Genomic DNA, 16,833 nt, shown 5'->3' on the forward strand with positions numbered 1-16,833 from the left:
CTACGGCGTAATGGTGTTGACCAAGCTTTAAAAATTAATCTTCCAGACAAAACATAACAAAAAAAGTCGGGAATAACTGCTTGAAAAGCAATATGATATAAATGTAGACAGGAGTGATGAGTATGGGATGGATTGAATGTATTGGTGAAGCTATTAGTTACATCGAGGAAAATATCACCGAGGAACTTACAATAGAGGAAATTGCAACACAGGCTTTGGTGTCACCTTTTTATTTCCAAAAAGGATTTGCAATGCTTTGTGGTTTTACGGTTGGAGAGTATATTAGACAACGTAGGCTTACTCTTGCCGGCAGTGAGCTTGTATCTACTGATGAGAAAATTATTGATATTGCAGTGAAATATGGCTATAACTCACCAGATAGTTTCACAAAAGCCTTCACTCGTTTCCATGGTGTCACACCTACTGCAGTTCGAAAAGACGGAGCAATGATTAAATCTTTTGGGACCTTAAAAATCAAATTTTCATTGGAAGGCGGTTATATTATGGATTACAAAATTGTTGAAAAAGATTCATTTACAGTTATGGGAGTATCAAAGGTATTTAAATATGATAGTGCAACTAGAGAAATTCCACAGTTTTGGACAGAGCATTATCAAACAGGAAAGGGTAAAGTTGTGTGCGGAATGTACGGTGTATGCATTGATGAGAGTATGGGTTCAGATGAATTTGAATACTTGATTGCCGATAATTATATTCCATCCACATTAACTCCAGAGGGGTTTATTACAAAGATTATTCCTAAGCACACTTGGGCTGTTTTTGCCTGCAAGGGTGCAATGCCAAAATCATTGCAAGATGTAAACCAAAAAATCTTCTCAGAATGGCTACCTAACTGTAAAGATTATGAAATTGCAGCTGGTTATAACATTGAAATGTATACAAATATAGCTGATTATCCAAAGGGTAATCAGGATGAAAATTATTACAGCGAAATTTGGATTCCTATTAAGAAAAAATAAATAAAAGATAAAAAACCAATACTTAGTGTTATTAAGTATTGGTTTTTTATGTAATTAGCAAATATTAATGTGATATACTAAAAGAACACATATAATATAAATATTAAGCATATCTTTAAAGAAATATTTTTTCAAGAATATTGACAAACTTATTGCCAAATTAAAAGATTATATAATATAAAGGAGAAGATAAGAAATGTTTAGTTATAAAATATTAGATAAAACAAGTATTGAAACACTTCATAAAACGTTTTCAGATGCATTTTCTGATTATCAGGTTAAGATGGATTTACCTATCTGGAAGTTTAAGCAAATGCTTCAAAGAAGGGGTTATGTCTCCGAAATGTCCATAGGTGCATTTAAAAGTGAAATGTTAGTTGGATTCGTTTTAAATGGATTTAGAAATTGGAATGGAAAATCAACAGTATATGATCTTGGGACAGGCGTTACAGTTGAATATAGAAGACAAGGTATCACAAGCAATATGCTTTTAAATATCAAAAAAGAGCTTAAAGAAAAGCAAGTAGAGCAATATTTGCTTGAAGTAATTAAATCTAATACATCTGCGGTTGAACTATATAAAAAACAAGGCTTTGAGATTCAAAGAGAGTTCCAATGTTTTCATCTAGATAAAAATAAATATAATCCAATAACAACCTATATGGTTGAACATGTTGACAAAATTAACTTAAGACAATTAACAGGATTTTGGGATTTTGAGCCATCTTGGCAGAATTCTATTGATTCTATAAGCACTATACCAGAAGCATTTCAATATTCTATTGTGTGTTTTGATAACAAGATTGTTGGCTATGGCATTATTGATAAAAAAACAGGGGATATTCCCCAAATAGCAGTGAATAAGGATTATAGGGGTAAAGGAATTGCAAGAAGTATAATTACAGATATGATAAAAAATACAGAATCACATAAAATCAGCGTTCTTAACGTAGATGATCAATCTGAATCTACTAAAAACTTTTTACTCCAATTAGGTTTTGAATATAGTGTTAGTCAGTATGAAATGCTTTTGAAGATATGATTTAAATGATTAAGAAACAATTTTATAGATGAAGGGATAATAAGACAGGGATATTTTTGGAAGGATAGAGGGGTTGGAGATTTGGTGTTATATTCTATTTTAAAAGCTGAATATATGGATGGATAGTATATTCTGAGTATGATTTCCAAAACTAACATATAATGTTTACAAATATTTCAATTAGGTGTATAATTTTCATATGTAACAGTGTAATTTTGAAAGGTGGAGTGCCATTCGGTCAAATTAGTACTATGTAATCAAAAAGTATAATTTGGCACGGAGAAGTAAGATAGAATCATTTATTAAAATAGAGTGGTAAAACTGTTTGATGTGACAGTTTATTTGGTGAACCATTTTATTAGTATATGATTTTATTTTACTCTCTAGGCAATTGAACTATCTTTTTATGATAGAAGTCGTAGAGTAAAATCTACGGCTTTTTATTTTATTTAAATTATACTGTTACATTTATATTTTATATGACAAAATTAGTTTAAGAAGGAGATATAATTATGAAAAGACCATATGTGAACTTAAAAAGTGAAAATAAAATTAATGATTTTATGTTAGAATTACAAAATAGTATAAAAAAGCTTAAATCTTTAGAAGGAGTAATTGGAATAACCTTAAATGGAGGGATGTCTCGAGGTTATGTAGATTATCTATCTGAAATTGACATAGTTATTTATTTAGATAAAGAAAATTATGAACTATGGAATAATGGAAAATCACCTATACCAATTGGGATTACAATGGCTCAAAAATATCTTTACGATATAAAGATATTAAATTTGGAGGAAGAAAAACAGAAATCGTGGGATAGTATTGCTTTATGGGATTTATCTTACGCAAAAATTTTATATGATCCCAATGGAGAAATAAAAAAATTTGTAAGAGATAAACTTATAAATAAACCAGAACCATTACAAGCAGAAGGATTACTTTTTGATTGTTGGTGGTATTTTAGATTAGCAGGTGATATATGGATTCATAGGGGGGATACAGTGCAAGGTCATTATATGATGAATAATGCTGTCACTAAGTTAGTAGAAGCTCTATTTATAGTAAATGGTGAATACATTCCACATGAAAAATGGATTATTAATTTTAGTAGAACTCTTTCTTGGACACCAACACAATGGGAAACAAGAATTCTTAAAGTAATGAGTACAGGAGATTTATCATTAGAAAGTTTAATTAATAGGCAAAGTGTCATTGAAAAGTTATGGGAAGAAATAGATTTATATATTGTTAAAAAAGAGTGTCCACATTTTAAGCTTAGAGTTATGCAAAAAAGCTTTTATGACTTACTTAAACTGCTATTTGAAAATGATTTTGTAACAGTTGAGGAATGGAGTGAAAATGCCAGTTTATCCTTTTTATCAGGAGAACCTTTTTTTAGTTTTGTAACTATTAAAAATGGAAAAATAATTGTTGATAAAGAAAAAGCTTTTTCAATAAAACCCGAGGATTTATATTATTGGCATTATGAAATTTTAGAAAAAGTATTATTAGAAATATAAGGTTTGTTAATAAGTGGTATATTAGTAGAGTGATTAAGAGAAGAAAAATGCTCTTTTTTATTCGCAATGAAGGTCAAGAAATAGAATTCTTTATGATATATACTTTAGATATTGGAGGTGGAAGAATGAGTGAGGCTGAAACTATTATGGCGGTACAACGTATGCAAGAGTACATTGATGTTAATATTTTAAGAAAGATTACGTTAAAAGAACTAGCTGTTGTGGCAGGATATTCACCATGGCATGCTGCAAAACTTTTCAAAGAAGTTACTGGTAAGGCACCATTTGACTATATTCGTGCATTAAGGCTTACTAAAGCTGCGTTAATACTACGTGATAGTAATGAAAAGATTATAGATGTAGCGATGGATTTTGTCTTTGACTCACACGAGGGGTTTACAAGAGCATTTTCAAAGGAATTTGGGATGCCGCCAAGAAGATATAGTCAATGTACACCACCAATAAAACTATTTATGCCTCAGAAAGTTTTCGATACCTACCGTGCATTTCATAAAGGAGGAAAAAAGATGAGTGATAATTTTAATACCAAATCTGTATTTGTACAGGTTATTCAGCGTCCTTCACGAAAGGTTTTGTTAAGGCGAGGGAAAAAAGCAACGGGTTATTTTGAATATTGTGAAGAGGTAGGGTGTGATGTATGGTCAGTACTAACAAGTGTAAAAGAAGCCATATATGAACCAATTGGAATGTGGCTGCCAAAACATCTTATTAAAGAAGGAACATCACAATATGTGCAAGGTGTAGAAGTTCCCATTGACTACACAAATGATATTCCTAATGGGTATGAACTTATAGAATTACCACCTTGCAAATTAATGATTTTTCAAGGTGAATCCTATAATGATGATGATTTTATGGATGCAATCGATGAAGTGTGGAATCATATTGAAAAATTTGATCCTACTGTTTATGGATATCAGTGGGCACCAGAAACTGCACCAAGATTTCAGCTTGCACCAATGGGGTACAGAGGATATATTGAAGCACGCCCTATTAAATCAATAGGTTAAATACTAGATACAAAAACTATTTTAAAGGCACTAAGATAATAAAATCTTGGTGCTTTCTTTCTACGTGTTACTTATTGTACTATAATCCTTTTGGTATTAGCACTATATACAAGCAATATTGTTAACCTTATAAAAATTATTTTAACTATACCACTTCTGTAATAAAAAACAATTTAAAAATCTAACTTTCATTAGGATGAAATCATAGTGATAGTAGTGCATAGCTGATAATAAAATATTATAATAAAGTAAAAGATAAATATGACTAGTTCTCTATATAAATATTTACATAGGGAAATAGGTTTATAGAAAACTATTTATATAGTTAACTAGGGATATATTTAACTATAAAACTATATAACTAGTAAACTAGTTGTTCTGGTCATGCGGGTTTGAGGGCTTTCGTTAACTTTGTGGATGTAATAAATAGGCAGGGTTATAGTGAAAATTAGATGGTTATAAAGGTTATGATAGACAAAATAAAAAATACAAATATTATAGTGTTATGATAAGGGTGATTATAATGGTTTATTTAAGTGTTTTTACATTTCCAAATGATGATATAGAATTTGATTTTTTACTAGAGGAAAAAAGAACGTGCTACGACTCCTTTTATCCATTTAAGATATTATCAAAACATAGTTTTGAAAGAATTGATTTTGAACCAGTTACGATTTTATATGGTGGAAATGGTTCGGGAAAATCAACGGCATTAAATGTGATAGCAGAAAAAATAGGGATTAATCGAGATTCTATCTATAATAAATCTAATTTCTATCCTGACTATGTCAATATGTGTGAGATGGAACTTGAAGATGACATCCCTAAAAATAGCAGAATTATAACAAGTGATGATGTATTTGATTATATGTTGAATATCCGAAACCTTAACGAAGGAATTGATCAAAAACGGGAAAAACTTTTTGAAGAATACTTAGATGCAAAATATTCTCATTTCCAAATGAAGTCTATAGAAGAATATGAGCAACTAAAGAAAGTAAATATTGCTAGAAGTAAAACTCAGTCAAAGTTTGTGAGAAATGAAGTTATGGATAATGTAAGGGAGTATTCAAATGGAGAAAGTGCATTTCGGTATTTTATTGAAAAAATTTCAGAAAATGGATTATACATATTGGATGAGCCTGAAAACAGCCTTTCTCCCAAACGTCAGATGGAATTAATGAAATTTATCGAGGACTCTGCACGGTTTTTAGGATGTCAATTTATTATATCAACACATTCACCTTTTCTCCTTGCTATGGGTGGAGCAAAAATATATGATCTTGATGAAAATCCAGTTGATGTGAAAAAGTGGACGGAATTAGAAAATGTGCGTACATATTACGAATTTTTCAAAAGATATGAAAAGGAGTTTTGACGATGTAGGAGAGTAGATAGATGATTAGTATTCTATAGCCAATTTAATAAAAGGAAGGATTTCATAGTAAAAATCAGGGTGATTACGAAAATTTATGGTAGACAGAAGAAAGAAAAGTTAGTGATGTCTAATAACTAATAGGAATTACTTTTCAATTCTAGAGCAGGATAATAAAAAAATATCCCGCAATAAAAAGCAGGATAAATTCTATTGGAAAATCATATTTGGTTTTTATGGCAACTAGACAAAATAAGTTTATCTTTTGCTCTATTTATGATATTTTCCTGTACACTCTACCATATCAAGCTCAATCACAGCTGTACCCTTAATCATTTTATCAGGAAGCTCTTTTCCAGCAAACTGTGGAGTGTACTTTTCAACTAGCTTATTCAACACTTCATGTTTATAATCCAAGTCCTCAAGCAGTGAAGCGTTTCCAACAATTACAACGCTATTGTACTCTGCCTCGGTGTCACAGGCATTCTCGATATTGTCAGTCAAGAGACCAAACAATTCATCAACCTCAAAGCATACTTTGGGGTTTCTATTTATATTATCGATTTTTTGTCCCTTTGGTAGACCATGCATATAAATTTTGTTATTGTAATAAATAAAGTGCATGGCAACCACATATGGATAACCATCCTCATTGATAGTAGCGAATCGTCCGGTATCCGCACGATGAAGGAGCTCATCAATCTGCTCCAACGTTAACTGAAACTTCTTCATTCTATATTGCATAACTTAATTATCCTCCTAATCATGTAAACTTGATTTCTATTCAAGATATATATGTACTTGATATAGAATTAAACATATTATAGCATGGAAGTGAACCTATTAAAAGTTACACTTATATGATATAATATAGGATACACTTTGGTATAAGGATGGTTATAATTATATGATTTATATTCAAGAAAATTCAAATGATCCAATGTATCTTCAAATTTATAATCAGGTCAAAAAAGATATTGAACAAGGAAATATTTCACATGGAGAACGGCTTCCAGGTATTCGTACACTAGCCAAAACATTAGGTATTGCACGCAATACTGTTAGTCAGGCTTACACCCAGCTTGCAGTGGAGGGATATATTCAAGCAAGACATGGGTCAGGTTTTTTTGTTCTAGATACTTCAAGTGAATTTACAGAGAAAAATTATGTTCCGCAGAATATAAAAGCCTTATCTACCCAAAAATCAGAACTGAAGAAACCTGTAATTCTATATGATTTTCAGTACGGTACACTTCCTTATGAGCAATTTCCTTTCAAGTTATGGCGAAAATACACCTCTCAAATTCTCCTATCATCGCAAAAGGAAGTAGTTAATCATTATCCAGATAAGCAGGGTGATCTATTATTAAGAGAAGAAATCGGAAAACACCTGTACAAATCAAGAGGTATGGTTTGTAGTAAGGAACAAATTATCATCGGTTGTGGGCTACAATATTCCTTAAATATTTTGTGCACTCTTCTGCGTAAAGAAAATAACACTATTGCAATGGAGGAACCAGGATATAATGGAGCAAGGGATGTATTTATAAACAACAATTATAATGTACATGCAATCCCAGCTAGTAAAGATGGACTTATCCTTTCATCAATTTGCTGCTCTAACGCATGTGCTGCTTATGTAACACCTTCCCATCAATTTCCTTATGGAACTGTAATGTCAATTGTGCAGCGTAAGGAGCTCCTTAATTGGGCAAATGTTAACAATGCTTACATCATTGAAGATGATTATGACAGCGAACTCAGATATGATGTCAATCCAGTGCCAGCACTACACTCTTTAGATGCCGAAGATCGTACTATTTATATTGGAACTTTTTCAAAGTCTCTTTCCCCTTCTCTGAGGGTGAACTATATGGTGTTGCCAGTACGCCTCCTAAAGAGGTATCATAGTTTATTCTGTTCTCATAGTTCTCCTGTATCATGGTTAACGCAACGTGTTTTAGCTGCATATATGAGAGAGGGAAATTATGAGCGTCATATTCGAAAAATGTGTATTACCTACAAAAGGTGTCATGATATATTTTTACAGGAAGCGACGAAAATGTTTGGAAAAAAAGTAATATTACATGGTCGTGGAGCAGGGGTGCATTTCGTTTTGGAGTTTCCAGGTGGTGAAGAACAAGATTGGCTTATTAAACAGGCAGAAAAAGTCGGAGTCAAAGTATATTCTATGATTCCATTTTGGAATGACAGGAATGAATATCCCCGAAACATTATATTTGTAGGATACAGCTTACTGAGTGAACAACAGATACGAGAAGGTATCGCATTGCTACACTCTGCATGGTTCAATACATTAACATAATGAAAATTCAATGGTGAAACTTCGGAAGACATGGTAGGTAAATAAATGTATACTAAATATATAATATGGCAAGGATGTTATCCATAAACAAATAGAAAAAGAAATTGAGGATTTTTTTGATAAAAGATGGATAAAAATGCTTTTGATTAATTATATTGACATAATAATAAACCAATGCTATCCTTATAAAGAATTTAAAAATATAATATAGTATCTTATCAAGAGAGGCAGAGGGACTGGCCCTATGAAGCCCGGCAACCAAAGGTAGTTATTTTAAACTTTATGGTGCTAAATCCAGCAGGATTAACCTGGAAGATAAGAATTGGAAGAACATAACTTCTTGCATTATCTTTTAGGTAAGGCAAGAAGTTTTTTATTTTCAGATGCCTAAGATCACTAAGTCTTATACAAAAAAATTAAAACATTAATTAACTAAGGAGGAAAAAATGAAAGATAACTTGAAAAAGGGCAGAGCTATTGCTTTGTTACCATTATTTATTTTTATAGCAGTTTTTATGGGGATATCATTAGTTACAAAGGACTTTTATGCTATGCCTGTAACTGTACCATTTTTATTAGCAGCATTAGTAGCATTATTTATGAATAGAAAAGTATCACTAGATAAAAAGTTAGATGTATTCTGCAAGGGAGCAGGAGAACCAAACATCATTTTAATGTGTCTGATATTTATATTGGCAGGGGCTTTTGCAGAGGTTGCTAAAACTATGGGAGCTGTAGAATCTACTGTTAATTTAGGGCTTACATTTTTACCAAGTAACATACTAGTAGCTGGAGTTTTTATAATTGCATGTTTTATAGCAATATCTATAGGTACATCCATGGGAACAATAGTAGCATTAGTTCCTATAGCTACTGGAATTGCGGCTAAGACAGGTATACCTATAGCTTTAGTGGTTGGAGCTGTTGTTGGTGGAGCAATGTTTGGGGACAACCTTTCTATGATTTCTGATACAACTATAGCAGCCACCAGGACTCAAGGCTGTGAGATGAGAGATAAATTTAGAATGAATTTTACAGTTGTATTGCCAGCAGCAATAATAACAACTTTAATATTCACTTTTATAACATTGGGGCAAGATTCTAAGGTAGTAGGGGATTATTCATATAGTTTAGTTAAAGTTTTACCTTATGTAGGAGTATTACTTGCTGCACTTTTAGGGGTTAATGTGTTATTAGTGCTAGTTGGAGGAATCTTATTTGCAGGAAGCATAGGGATATTTACGGGAGCCTTTGATATAATAGGTCTATTGCAGGCCATAGGCAAAGGAATTGGGGGAATGTCTGAGCTTGTAATAATTTCAATGATAATTGGTGGAATGGTTGAAATTATAAAATTCAATGGAGGGATTGAGTTTATACTAGGATTTATTACAAAAAGAGTTAACAGTAAAATAGGAGCTGAATTTGGAATTGCCACATTAGTAAGTTTAGTTGATATATGTACAGCTAATAACACTATAGCTATAGTTACTGTAGGGCCTATAGCTAAAGATATATCCAATCAATATGATATTGAACCTAAAAGAGTAGCGGGTATATTAGATATGTTTTCTTGTGTGTCCCAAGGAATTATTCCTTATGGTGCACAACTTTTATCAGCATCAGCATTAGCTAAATTGTCACCATTTATCATAATGAAATATCTTTATTATCCATATTTAATGGGGATAAGTGCCCTTATAGCAATTGTATTTGTACCTTATTTAAAATTAAAAATCAAAGAGAAGCTATAAGAATATTCACTTGAAATCATATTTTATTATAAATACTTAGCAAAACAGGAACAGTTTTCTTTAAAGGTTGTTGTTATAATAAAATTAACTTATTAGAACGGGGCAGTTAGAGGTGACATTGAATTATAGGCAAGAATCGAAAATATTATTAGTACAAGGTCATTGTATAGTATGTCCCCCAATAAGTATTTACGATAAATCAAGGAAGAAAGGTGATAAATGATGTTAAGTTATTATGGTAGATTATCTTCAGAAGTATATGATATGGATAAGCCTATAGGGCATTCTTTTGGAGATGTAGAATTTTACATGAATAGATTAGAGTCTTGTAAAGGACCTATTCTTGAACCTGCAACAGGAACGGGGCGTATATTAATTCCGCTTTTAGAAAAAGGATTAAATGTGGATGCATTTGATATTTCAAAAGATATGTTAAATATATGTGAGCATAATTGTAAAGAAAGAGGTTTGAATCCTAAACTTTTTGAAGGTAAGATGGAGTCTTTTTCACAAGATACAAAATATGATGCTATTATAGTGCCAACTGGAACCTTCCTTCTACTACATAATAGAGAAGATTCAATAAAAGCATTACAAAACTTTTATAGGCATTTGTCTAATGGTGGTAGATTAATTGTTGATATATTTTTGCAAACAGATATTTCAACAGGTACAGTTTCCACAAAAACTTGGGACTGCTCTAATGGAGATATAATCACATTAGAAAATAAAATTGTAGAGGTTGACTATATAAATCAATATACCATTTCCCATGGGAGATATGAAAAGTGGCGTGAAGGGGTACTTTTACAAACTGAATTGGAGCGGTTCCCATTAAGATGGTATGGTGTAGAAGAGTTCAGACTAATACTTGAAAGTATAGGATTTAAAAATATTGTGATTTCTTCAGACTATAAATTTGGTCAGTATCCATCGAATTCTGAGCAAGTCGTTACCTTTGAAGCTGTTGCTATTAAATAGAAATATATTAATGTTCCCTCAGACTACGGTCTGAGGGATTTTTCCTTTAGGGAGTGATCAAATACGAAAAAGTAATAGCTTTGTGTAGTAGATATAAAAAATTATATTTAAATTTTTGATTAATTATAAATGTTAACGTAGATAAAAAATTACAAATAATATAATATTAATATATAATATTCTCGTATGAAGGTGAAATTTATGAAATGGTTACTAGAAAAATATAATGTGAAAACTATAAAACCATATTTATGGATATTTTCCATAGGAATAAGTAGTATATGCTATTTTTTTATAAATAATTATCAGAATCCCAAATTACATTCCGTATATACAGATATAGATGATTTAATTCCTTTTGTAAGTGTATTCATTCTTCCATATATGATGTATATGCCAAATTTAATAATCTCACTTATAATAATGTGTTATTGTGATGAGGAAAGATATTTCATTTCACTTTTGACTTTAAATATAGTTAATTGTATTTGTCTTATAATTTATCTAAACTTTCAAACCTATGTTCCAAGGCCAATAATAATCCATGATGATTTTCTATGCAATTTTGTAAAGTTTATTTATAGTAGGGACAACCCCTATAATTGTTTTCCTAGTATTCATGTAGCAGCAACTTTTTCAGCTTTAAAGGGAATAAATAAGCTTAAAAATATGCCAACAAAATATAAGATTGGATTTAATATAGTTGGATGGTTAATTATAATCTCAACTCAATTTGTAAAACAACATGTGATTATAGATTTGTTAGCTGGATTAGTTTTAGTGGAGGCTGTTTATAAGATTATAGAATATTTATATTACAATAAACATTACCTAAAGGGATTTATTAAAAATAAAAAGAAAGATGATGAAAAGGGTATGGCACAATAACTATGAAGTTGTGATATTATCCCCTCTCAGGCTTATGTTTGAGAGGGGTCTTTTTATGTGTCATTTTTCTTGTTCTTTTATAAACATATTTTTAATTTTGTGCTGGGTAACTACAACATATCAAAGAAATCCATGTAATTAATTCCCATATTAAAGCTACAAATGAAAATATAATGAAATTTAATGTATAGGTAAATTCAATTGAATGACAACTTTCTATTTGAAATTCAAATTAGACTGCCTTAAGTGTAAAATATATAATTAAAAGTATTGATGTATGGAGGGGAATTATGGGTACTAACATAAATATTGTTTCGGGATTTTTAGGGTGTGGAAAGACAACATTTTTAAATAAAGTAATTCCAAATATGCAAGGAAGTAATGCTTTAATTGAAAATGAATTTGGCAATATTGGTATTGATGGGGATTTAATACAACATAGTCTTCCAATTAAAGAGATTTATTCTGGATGTATTTGTTGTACAGTTAAAGAAAATTTTAATAAAGCCTTAGAGGAATTAGTCTTAGAGTATAAACCAGATAATATATTTATTGAGCCTTCAGGTGTAGGTAGTTTATCAGATATACTAAAGGTTTGTAATAGGGTTTCCTCAAATTCAACCTTAAATATAAAGATTAAGGATGTTATCACCATTGTAGATGTAGATTCCTTCAATGATTACAGTGAGAACTTTGGAAGTTTTTATTTAGATCAAATAGAAAATGCTCAGATGATTTTTTTAAGTCATTTTGAGAATCTAGTGGATAGTGAAGTTGAAGAGATTATTAAGAAAATAAGTTTAATAAATCCCAAGGCTACAATTTTTAAAGAGCCATGGATTTCTTTATCAGGGGAAGAAATTGTTGAAACAATAAACAGTATGGAATCCTATGAAATTGAGTTAAAGGATAGGCCTGCCTTTTTGGCAGCTAATAAGATGTTTGAAACTTTTTCTATAGATAAGCTAAGGACTTTTTCAGAGGAAGAAATAGATAAAGTATTACTTTCTTTAAATCAACAGGAGTATGGTTTTATTGTAAGAGCTAAGGGAATTGTTCAGCTTTCTACAAAGAAACTGGTTTACTTTGATTATACCCCACATCATTATCATTGGGAGTATTTAGAAACGGTAAAAACTACAAAGGTAACCGTAATTGGCAGTAACTTAGATAAGAAAAAAATAGTAGGAATTTTTTATTAATAAATTAGGGGGGTACCATGGGAAAAATAATTGATTATAAATGTACATATGGTAATGAACAGGGAATTAGTAAAGAAATTATTGAAAAAACCAATTTGAAATTTCCTGATGCTTATAAAAATTGGGATAGTATGGTGACACTTGCAAAGGAGCTTAAGGAATACTATAAGGACAATGTTTGTACACTACCCTTCTGTCATACTGTGGAAGGGGAGGCGCTAGGGGGAAAAGTTAATCTTGGGGATGAGAATATAGGACCAAGAGCCAAAGAATATATTTGTACAACTACAGAAGAACTGCTAGATTTACCTAAAATTGATTTTTCAAAGGGAAGAATTTCCGAAGTTTTAAAAGCCTGTAAGTCTTTGAGAGAACAAGGTGAAAATGTGGTTTTAAATGTTTCGGGACCATTTACAATAATGAATGTTTTAATTGAACCAAGGGTTGTTTTCAAAACTTTTAGAAAGAATCCAGAGTTAATTAGGGAAGTTTTTAATAAATTTCAACATGAAATAATTGAATTTATAGAAGAAGCACAAAAAGTAGGGGTAAACATCATTAGCTATGCAGACTCTTCTGGGGGAGTTAATATTCTTGGACCTAAGTTTGCAGAACAAGTAGTGGAAATGTTTACTTATCCTTTATTAAAAACAATGGATAAAATCATAAATGAAGAAATCATAATAGTACTTTGTCCGAAAACTACTTTTTCTTTATTAGGAACTGATAAAGCAGTGTGGAAGGATGTTTCTTTAGGAGGACCTTTAAACTATGAAGAAGGTTGCATAAAGGCTATAGGACTAGCAAAGTTTGTTGGACAAACATGCATGAAAAATAAAGACTTTCAGTTAAAAGATGGGGTTATTAAAACCCTTGAATTACTATAAATAAATAACACCTTAAAAAAAGGAGATGGTTGTATATGCACAAGGATGATAAAATGACCCCAATTGAAAGGTTAAATGCCTTCATGACAGGAAAACCTATGGACAGAATACTTGCAATGCCTGTAGCTTGCTCTATGTCTGGACTAGCATTAGGAATGACCCACAAAGAGAAAAGAAGTAGTGCGTTAAATGAAGCTAAAGCACAGATAGCTTGTTATGAAAGGTTTGGAAACGATTTATTAGTGGTTGAATATGGATTACATGGTGTAGGTATTGCATTAGGTAGTAAGATGAATGATCCAGAGGAATCTGTACCAGCAATTATGAGTTATGTTTTAGAGGATTTAAATGATATAGATAAACTTGATATGTCAAAGTTAGAATTAAAAAACGATAAACTTTTCCAATTACATATTGAGGCTGCAGAAATATTAATTGATAAGCTAGGTAAAGAGGTTCCAACAGGGGTTTTAATATCTGGACCCTTTACTGCAGCAGCAAGTATTTATAAAACAGAAAATTTTTTAAGAGCAACTAGAAAAAATCCAGAAAAAGTACATGAGTTAATTAAGTTTTGCACAGAAGCATTAAAGATGATATGTAGAGAATTTATAAAACGAGGTGTTCTTATATTGCTATGTGACCCAATTGCATCAGGAACAATTCTTAATAGAAAACAATATTTAGAATTTGTATTACCTTACACTATAGATTTAATGCAGGATATTCATGAGGCAAAAGGCTTAGTTTGTTACCATATTTGTGGAGACACAACATCAATAGTAGGGGATATGGTAAAGTCCGGTTGCGATATGTTAAGTATAGATAATAGAGTTGATTTAGCTTACACAAAACAAGTAGCAGGGGATAAAGTTCCAATTCTAGGTAATGTAGACCCAGTAGAAGTTCTAATTTTAGGAAGTACACAGGAGGTAGATTCTGCAGTAAAAACTTGCATGCAAAAGGCTTATGATAGTCCTTGTGGCTATATTTTAGCATCAGGTTGTGACCTTTCAGGAAATGTTCCTTTAGAGAATATTGATCAATTTATGGCCTCTGCAAGAAAATATGGAAAGTGGCCAATAGATCCGAAAAATTTCATGTAAAAATATATGTTTGAAAAATTTTGTAATTAAAATGGAGGAATAATAATGACAGCATCTAAAGAACAGTTATTAAAAAGATTATCTGATGGCGTATTAGAAATGGAAGAAGAAGAGGTAATAGAAGCCTGTGAGGAATATGTAGAGGCAAAGTATAAAGCCTTTGATGGTATTATGGAAGGACTTGTAGATGGTATGAACCGTGCAAGTCAATTATATGAAGAGGAAGAATATTTCGTAACAGATGTATTACTATGCTCAGATGCAATGTATGAAGGGCTATCAATATTAAGACCTCATCTTCCTATAGAAGAAGAAGGAAATAGCAAGCCAAAGGGAGTTATTGGAGTTGTAGAAGGAGATACCCATGACATAGGAAAGAATCTAGTAAAAATTATGATGGAAACTGCTGGTTTTGAAATGATTGATTTAGGAAGGGATGTTTCGCTTAAAAGTTTTGTAGACAAAGCTAAAGAAGTTAACGCTTCTTTTGTATGCATGTCAACCTTAATGACAACAACTATGTCAGGAATGGGAAAAGTTATTGAATTGTTAAAGGAAGCAGGAATTAGAGATGAAGTTAAAGTCCTTATAGGTGGAGGTCCGATTTCTCAAAAATTTGCAGATACCATTGGTGCAGATGGGTACAGTTCCAATGCTGTGGAGGCAGTAAAATTAGCAAAAAAAATGCTTAATATAGCTTAGAAAGAAGGATGTAATATGATATCTCCAAGAGAACGATTAAATATGGTTTTCAACAGAGAACAGGTTGATAGAGTTCCATGTATTTGTCCTGGTGGCATGATGAACATGGTTACAACAGAAGTAATTGAAGACCTTGGAATAGATTTTTCAAAGGCTCATAGTAATGCGCAAACTATGGCTGATTTAGCTACTGCAGTATATGAAAAGGACTGTTTTGAAAATTATGGAGTTCCTTTTTGTATGACCATTGAGTCTGAAGAGTTTGGAGCAACTGTGAATATGGGGTCAAACATATATGAACCTCATGTTGTGGAGTATGCGATAGATTCAGTAAAGGAATGGACGAAACTCCACGAGATTAATTTTCAGGAGGGAAGAGCTAAAGTAGTTATTGATGCAATTAAATTATTAAAAGCAAAGGGGACCAATGTTCCTATAATAGGGAATTTAACAGGGCCAATAAGCACTGCTAGTTCTGTTATGGAACCTGTAGTATTTTATAAAGAGCTGAGAAAAAACAATGAAGAAGCTCACAAATATGTTGATTATGTTACCGATCAATTAATTTTATTTGCAAAGAAGCAAATAGAAGCAGGGGCAGATATAATTGCTATTTCTGACCCTAGTGGAACTGGTGAAATCTTAGGACCTAAGCTATTTGAAGAATTTGCTGTGAAATATATTAATAAGCTAGTGGATGCTATTCAAGAAGTACAGGGAAAAACTATCGTGCACATATGTGGCCAAATGAAAAATGTGTATAAAGAGGTAAAAAAAATAAAAAGTGATGTTCTAAGCTTTGACTCCATTGTTAGTATGAGTGAGGCACGAAAGAATTTAGGAGATAGATTACTTATGGGTAATGTGAGTACCTATACAATTGAATTTGGAGAGCCTAAGAAGGTTTCTGATTTGACTAAAAAATGTGTTAAAGATGGAGTGAACATAATTTCACCTGCCTGTGGACTTGGAATGAAATCTCCTCTTACAAATGTCAAAGCAATCCTTGAGACTTTAAAAAAGGAGATGCTATAGA

At 31.6% G+C, this 16,833-nt stretch carries 15 protein-coding genes and 1 riboswitch; of the genes, 14 read left to right on the forward strand and 1 reads right to left on the reverse strand.

What is annotated here, in order from left to right:
* Window positions 1–122: 122 nt before the first annotated feature.
* From B2S02_RS12560 to B2S02_RS12580, 5 genes are all read left to right on the forward strand, one after another.
* A complete protein-coding gene (locus tag B2S02_RS12560) occupies window positions 123–980 on the forward strand; it encodes an AraC family transcriptional regulator (protein ID WP_346846383.1) in 858 nt (285 codons plus the stop codon).
* Between the two features lie 196 nt (window positions 981–1,176).
* Window positions 1,177–2,022 (forward strand): GNAT family N-acetyltransferase, encoded by an 846-nt coding sequence (locus tag B2S02_RS12565; RefSeq protein ID WP_346920823.1) that lies wholly within the window; start codon window positions 1,177–1,179, stop codon window positions 2,020–2,022.
* A gap of 512 nt (window positions 2,023–2,534) precedes the next feature.
* Window positions 2,535–3,545 (forward strand): DUF4037 domain-containing protein, encoded by a 1,011-nt coding sequence (locus B2S02_RS12570; RefSeq protein WP_346846384.1) that lies wholly within the window; start codon window positions 2,535–2,537, stop codon window positions 3,543–3,545.
* A gap of 125 nt (window positions 3,546–3,670) precedes the next feature.
* Window positions 3,671–4,576: an AraC family transcriptional regulator gene (locus B2S02_RS12575; RefSeq protein ID WP_346920926.1), complete on the forward strand. Its 906-nt coding sequence runs from the start codon at window positions 3,671–3,673 to the stop codon at window positions 4,574–4,576.
* A 523-nt stretch (window positions 4,577–5,099) separates the two neighbouring features.
* Window positions 5,100–5,954 (forward strand): AAA family ATPase, encoded by an 855-nt coding sequence (locus B2S02_RS12580; protein ID WP_312654276.1) that lies wholly within the window; start codon window positions 5,100–5,102, stop codon window positions 5,952–5,954.
* A 267-nt stretch (window positions 5,955–6,221) separates the two neighbouring features.
* Here B2S02_RS12580 and B2S02_RS12585 read toward each other — a convergent pair whose 3' ends face one another.
* Complete coding sequence (locus B2S02_RS12585; protein WP_346846385.1) at window positions 6,222–6,695, reverse strand: pyridoxamine 5'-phosphate oxidase family protein; 474 nt, start codon at window positions 6,693–6,695, stop codon at window positions 6,222–6,224.
* Between the two features lie 163 nt (window positions 6,696–6,858).
* On the opposite strand from B2S02_RS12585, the gene B2S02_RS12590 reads away from it, so the two are divergent.
* The 9 genes from B2S02_RS12590 (at window position 6,859) to B2S02_RS12630 (ending at window position 16,832) form a co-directional block, all read left to right on the forward strand.
* Window positions 6,859–8,277 (forward strand): PLP-dependent aminotransferase family protein, encoded by a 1,419-nt coding sequence (locus tag B2S02_RS12590; protein WP_346920824.1) that lies wholly within the window; start codon window positions 6,859–6,861, stop codon window positions 8,275–8,277.
* A gap of 212 nt (window positions 8,278–8,489) precedes the next feature.
* A riboswitch (SAM riboswitch) is annotated at window positions 8,490–8,599 on the forward strand.
* Window positions 8,600–8,723: 124 nt separating this feature from the next.
* Window positions 8,724–10,031 (forward strand): Na+/H+ antiporter NhaC family protein, encoded by a 1,308-nt coding sequence (locus tag B2S02_RS12595; RefSeq protein WP_346920825.1) that lies wholly within the window; start codon window positions 8,724–8,726, stop codon window positions 10,029–10,031.
* A 222-nt stretch (window positions 10,032–10,253) separates the two neighbouring features.
* The gene (locus B2S02_RS12600) at window positions 10,254–11,012 is read left to right on the forward strand and encodes a class I SAM-dependent methyltransferase (RefSeq protein WP_346879255.1); all 759 of its coding nucleotides are present in this window, start codon (window positions 10,254–10,256) and stop codon (window positions 11,010–11,012) included.
* Between the two features lie 201 nt (window positions 11,013–11,213).
* Window positions 11,214–11,900, forward strand: a complete 687-nt coding sequence (locus B2S02_RS12605; RefSeq protein ID WP_346877045.1) for a phosphatase PAP2 family protein — start codon at window positions 11,214–11,216, stop codon at window positions 11,898–11,900.
* 290 nt (window positions 11,901–12,190) lie between these two features.
* Window positions 12,191–13,102: a GTP-binding protein gene (locus tag B2S02_RS12610; protein WP_346880061.1), complete on the forward strand. Its 912-nt coding sequence runs from the start codon at window positions 12,191–12,193 to the stop codon at window positions 13,100–13,102.
* Between the two features lie 17 nt (window positions 13,103–13,119).
* On the forward strand, window positions 13,120–13,989 hold the full coding sequence (locus B2S02_RS12615; protein WP_346879250.1) for a uroporphyrinogen decarboxylase family protein: 870 nt from the start codon (window positions 13,120–13,122) through the stop codon (window positions 13,987–13,989).
* 35 nt (window positions 13,990–14,024) lie between these two features.
* A complete protein-coding gene (locus B2S02_RS12620) occupies window positions 14,025–15,095 on the forward strand; it encodes a uroporphyrinogen decarboxylase family protein (protein ID WP_346879249.1) in 1,071 nt (356 codons plus the stop codon).
* Between the two features lie 45 nt (window positions 15,096–15,140).
* Complete coding sequence (locus B2S02_RS12625) at window positions 15,141–15,797, forward strand: corrinoid protein (protein WP_346846393.1); 657 nt, start codon at window positions 15,141–15,143, stop codon at window positions 15,795–15,797.
* Window positions 15,798–15,812: 15 nt separating this feature from the next.
* On the forward strand, window positions 15,813–16,832 hold the full coding sequence (locus tag B2S02_RS12630) for a methylcobamide:CoM methyltransferase MtbA (protein WP_346877041.1): 1,020 nt from the start codon (window positions 15,813–15,815) through the stop codon (window positions 16,830–16,832).
* Window position 16,833: the final 1 nt, after the last annotated feature.

The organism is Clostridium sp. UBA7339, assembly GCF_002470865.1.
GTDB lineage: Bacteria > Bacillota > Clostridia > Clostridiales > Clostridiaceae > Clostridium_J > Clostridium_J sulfidigenes.

Bases quoted from the DNA above. Each gene is read 5' to 3' on its own strand.
- B2S02_RS12610 (WP_346880061.1), top strand. From the start codon at position 12,191: ATGGGTACTAACATAAATATTGTTTCGGGATTTTTAGGGTGTGGAAAG.
- B2S02_RS12620 (WP_346879249.1), top strand. From the start codon at position 14,025: ATGCACAAGGATGATAAAATGACCCCAATTGAAAGGTTAAATGCCTTC.
- B2S02_RS12585 (WP_346846385.1), bottom strand. From the start codon at position 6,695: ATGCAATATAGAATGAAGAAGTTTCAGTTAACGTTGGAGCAGATTGAT.
- B2S02_RS12590 (WP_346920824.1), top strand. From the start codon at position 6,859: ATGATTTATATTCAAGAAAATTCAAATGATCCAATGTATCTTCAAATT.
- B2S02_RS12615 (WP_346879250.1), top strand. From the start codon at position 13,120: ATGGGAAAAATAATTGATTATAAATGTACATATGGTAATGAACAGGGA.
- B2S02_RS12570 (WP_346846384.1), top strand. From the start codon at position 2,535: ATGAAAAGACCATATGTGAACTTAAAAAGTGAAAATAAAATTAATGAT.
- B2S02_RS12625 (WP_346846393.1), top strand. From the start codon at position 15,141: ATGACAGCATCTAAAGAACAGTTATTAAAAAGATTATCTGATGGCGTA.
- B2S02_RS12565 (WP_346920823.1), top strand. From the start codon at position 1,177: ATGTTTAGTTATAAAATATTAGATAAAACAAGTATTGAAACACTTCAT.
- B2S02_RS12600 (WP_346879255.1), top strand. From the start codon at position 10,254: ATGTTAAGTTATTATGGTAGATTATCTTCAGAAGTATATGATATGGAT.
- B2S02_RS12595 (WP_346920825.1), top strand. From the start codon at position 8,724: ATGAAAGATAACTTGAAAAAGGGCAGAGCTATTGCTTTGTTACCATTA.
- B2S02_RS12605 (WP_346877045.1), top strand. From the start codon at position 11,214: ATGAAATGGTTACTAGAAAAATATAATGTGAAAACTATAAAACCATAT.
- B2S02_RS12575 (WP_346920926.1), top strand. From the start codon at position 3,671: ATGAGTGAGGCTGAAACTATTATGGCGGTACAACGTATGCAAGAGTAC.
- B2S02_RS12560 (WP_346846383.1), top strand. From the start codon at position 123: ATGGGATGGATTGAATGTATTGGTGAAGCTATTAGTTACATCGAGGAA.
- B2S02_RS12630 (WP_346877041.1), top strand. From the start codon at position 15,813: ATGATATCTCCAAGAGAACGATTAAATATGGTTTTCAACAGAGAACAG.
- B2S02_RS12580 (WP_312654276.1), top strand. From the start codon at position 5,100: ATGGTTTATTTAAGTGTTTTTACATTTCCAAATGATGATATAGAATTT.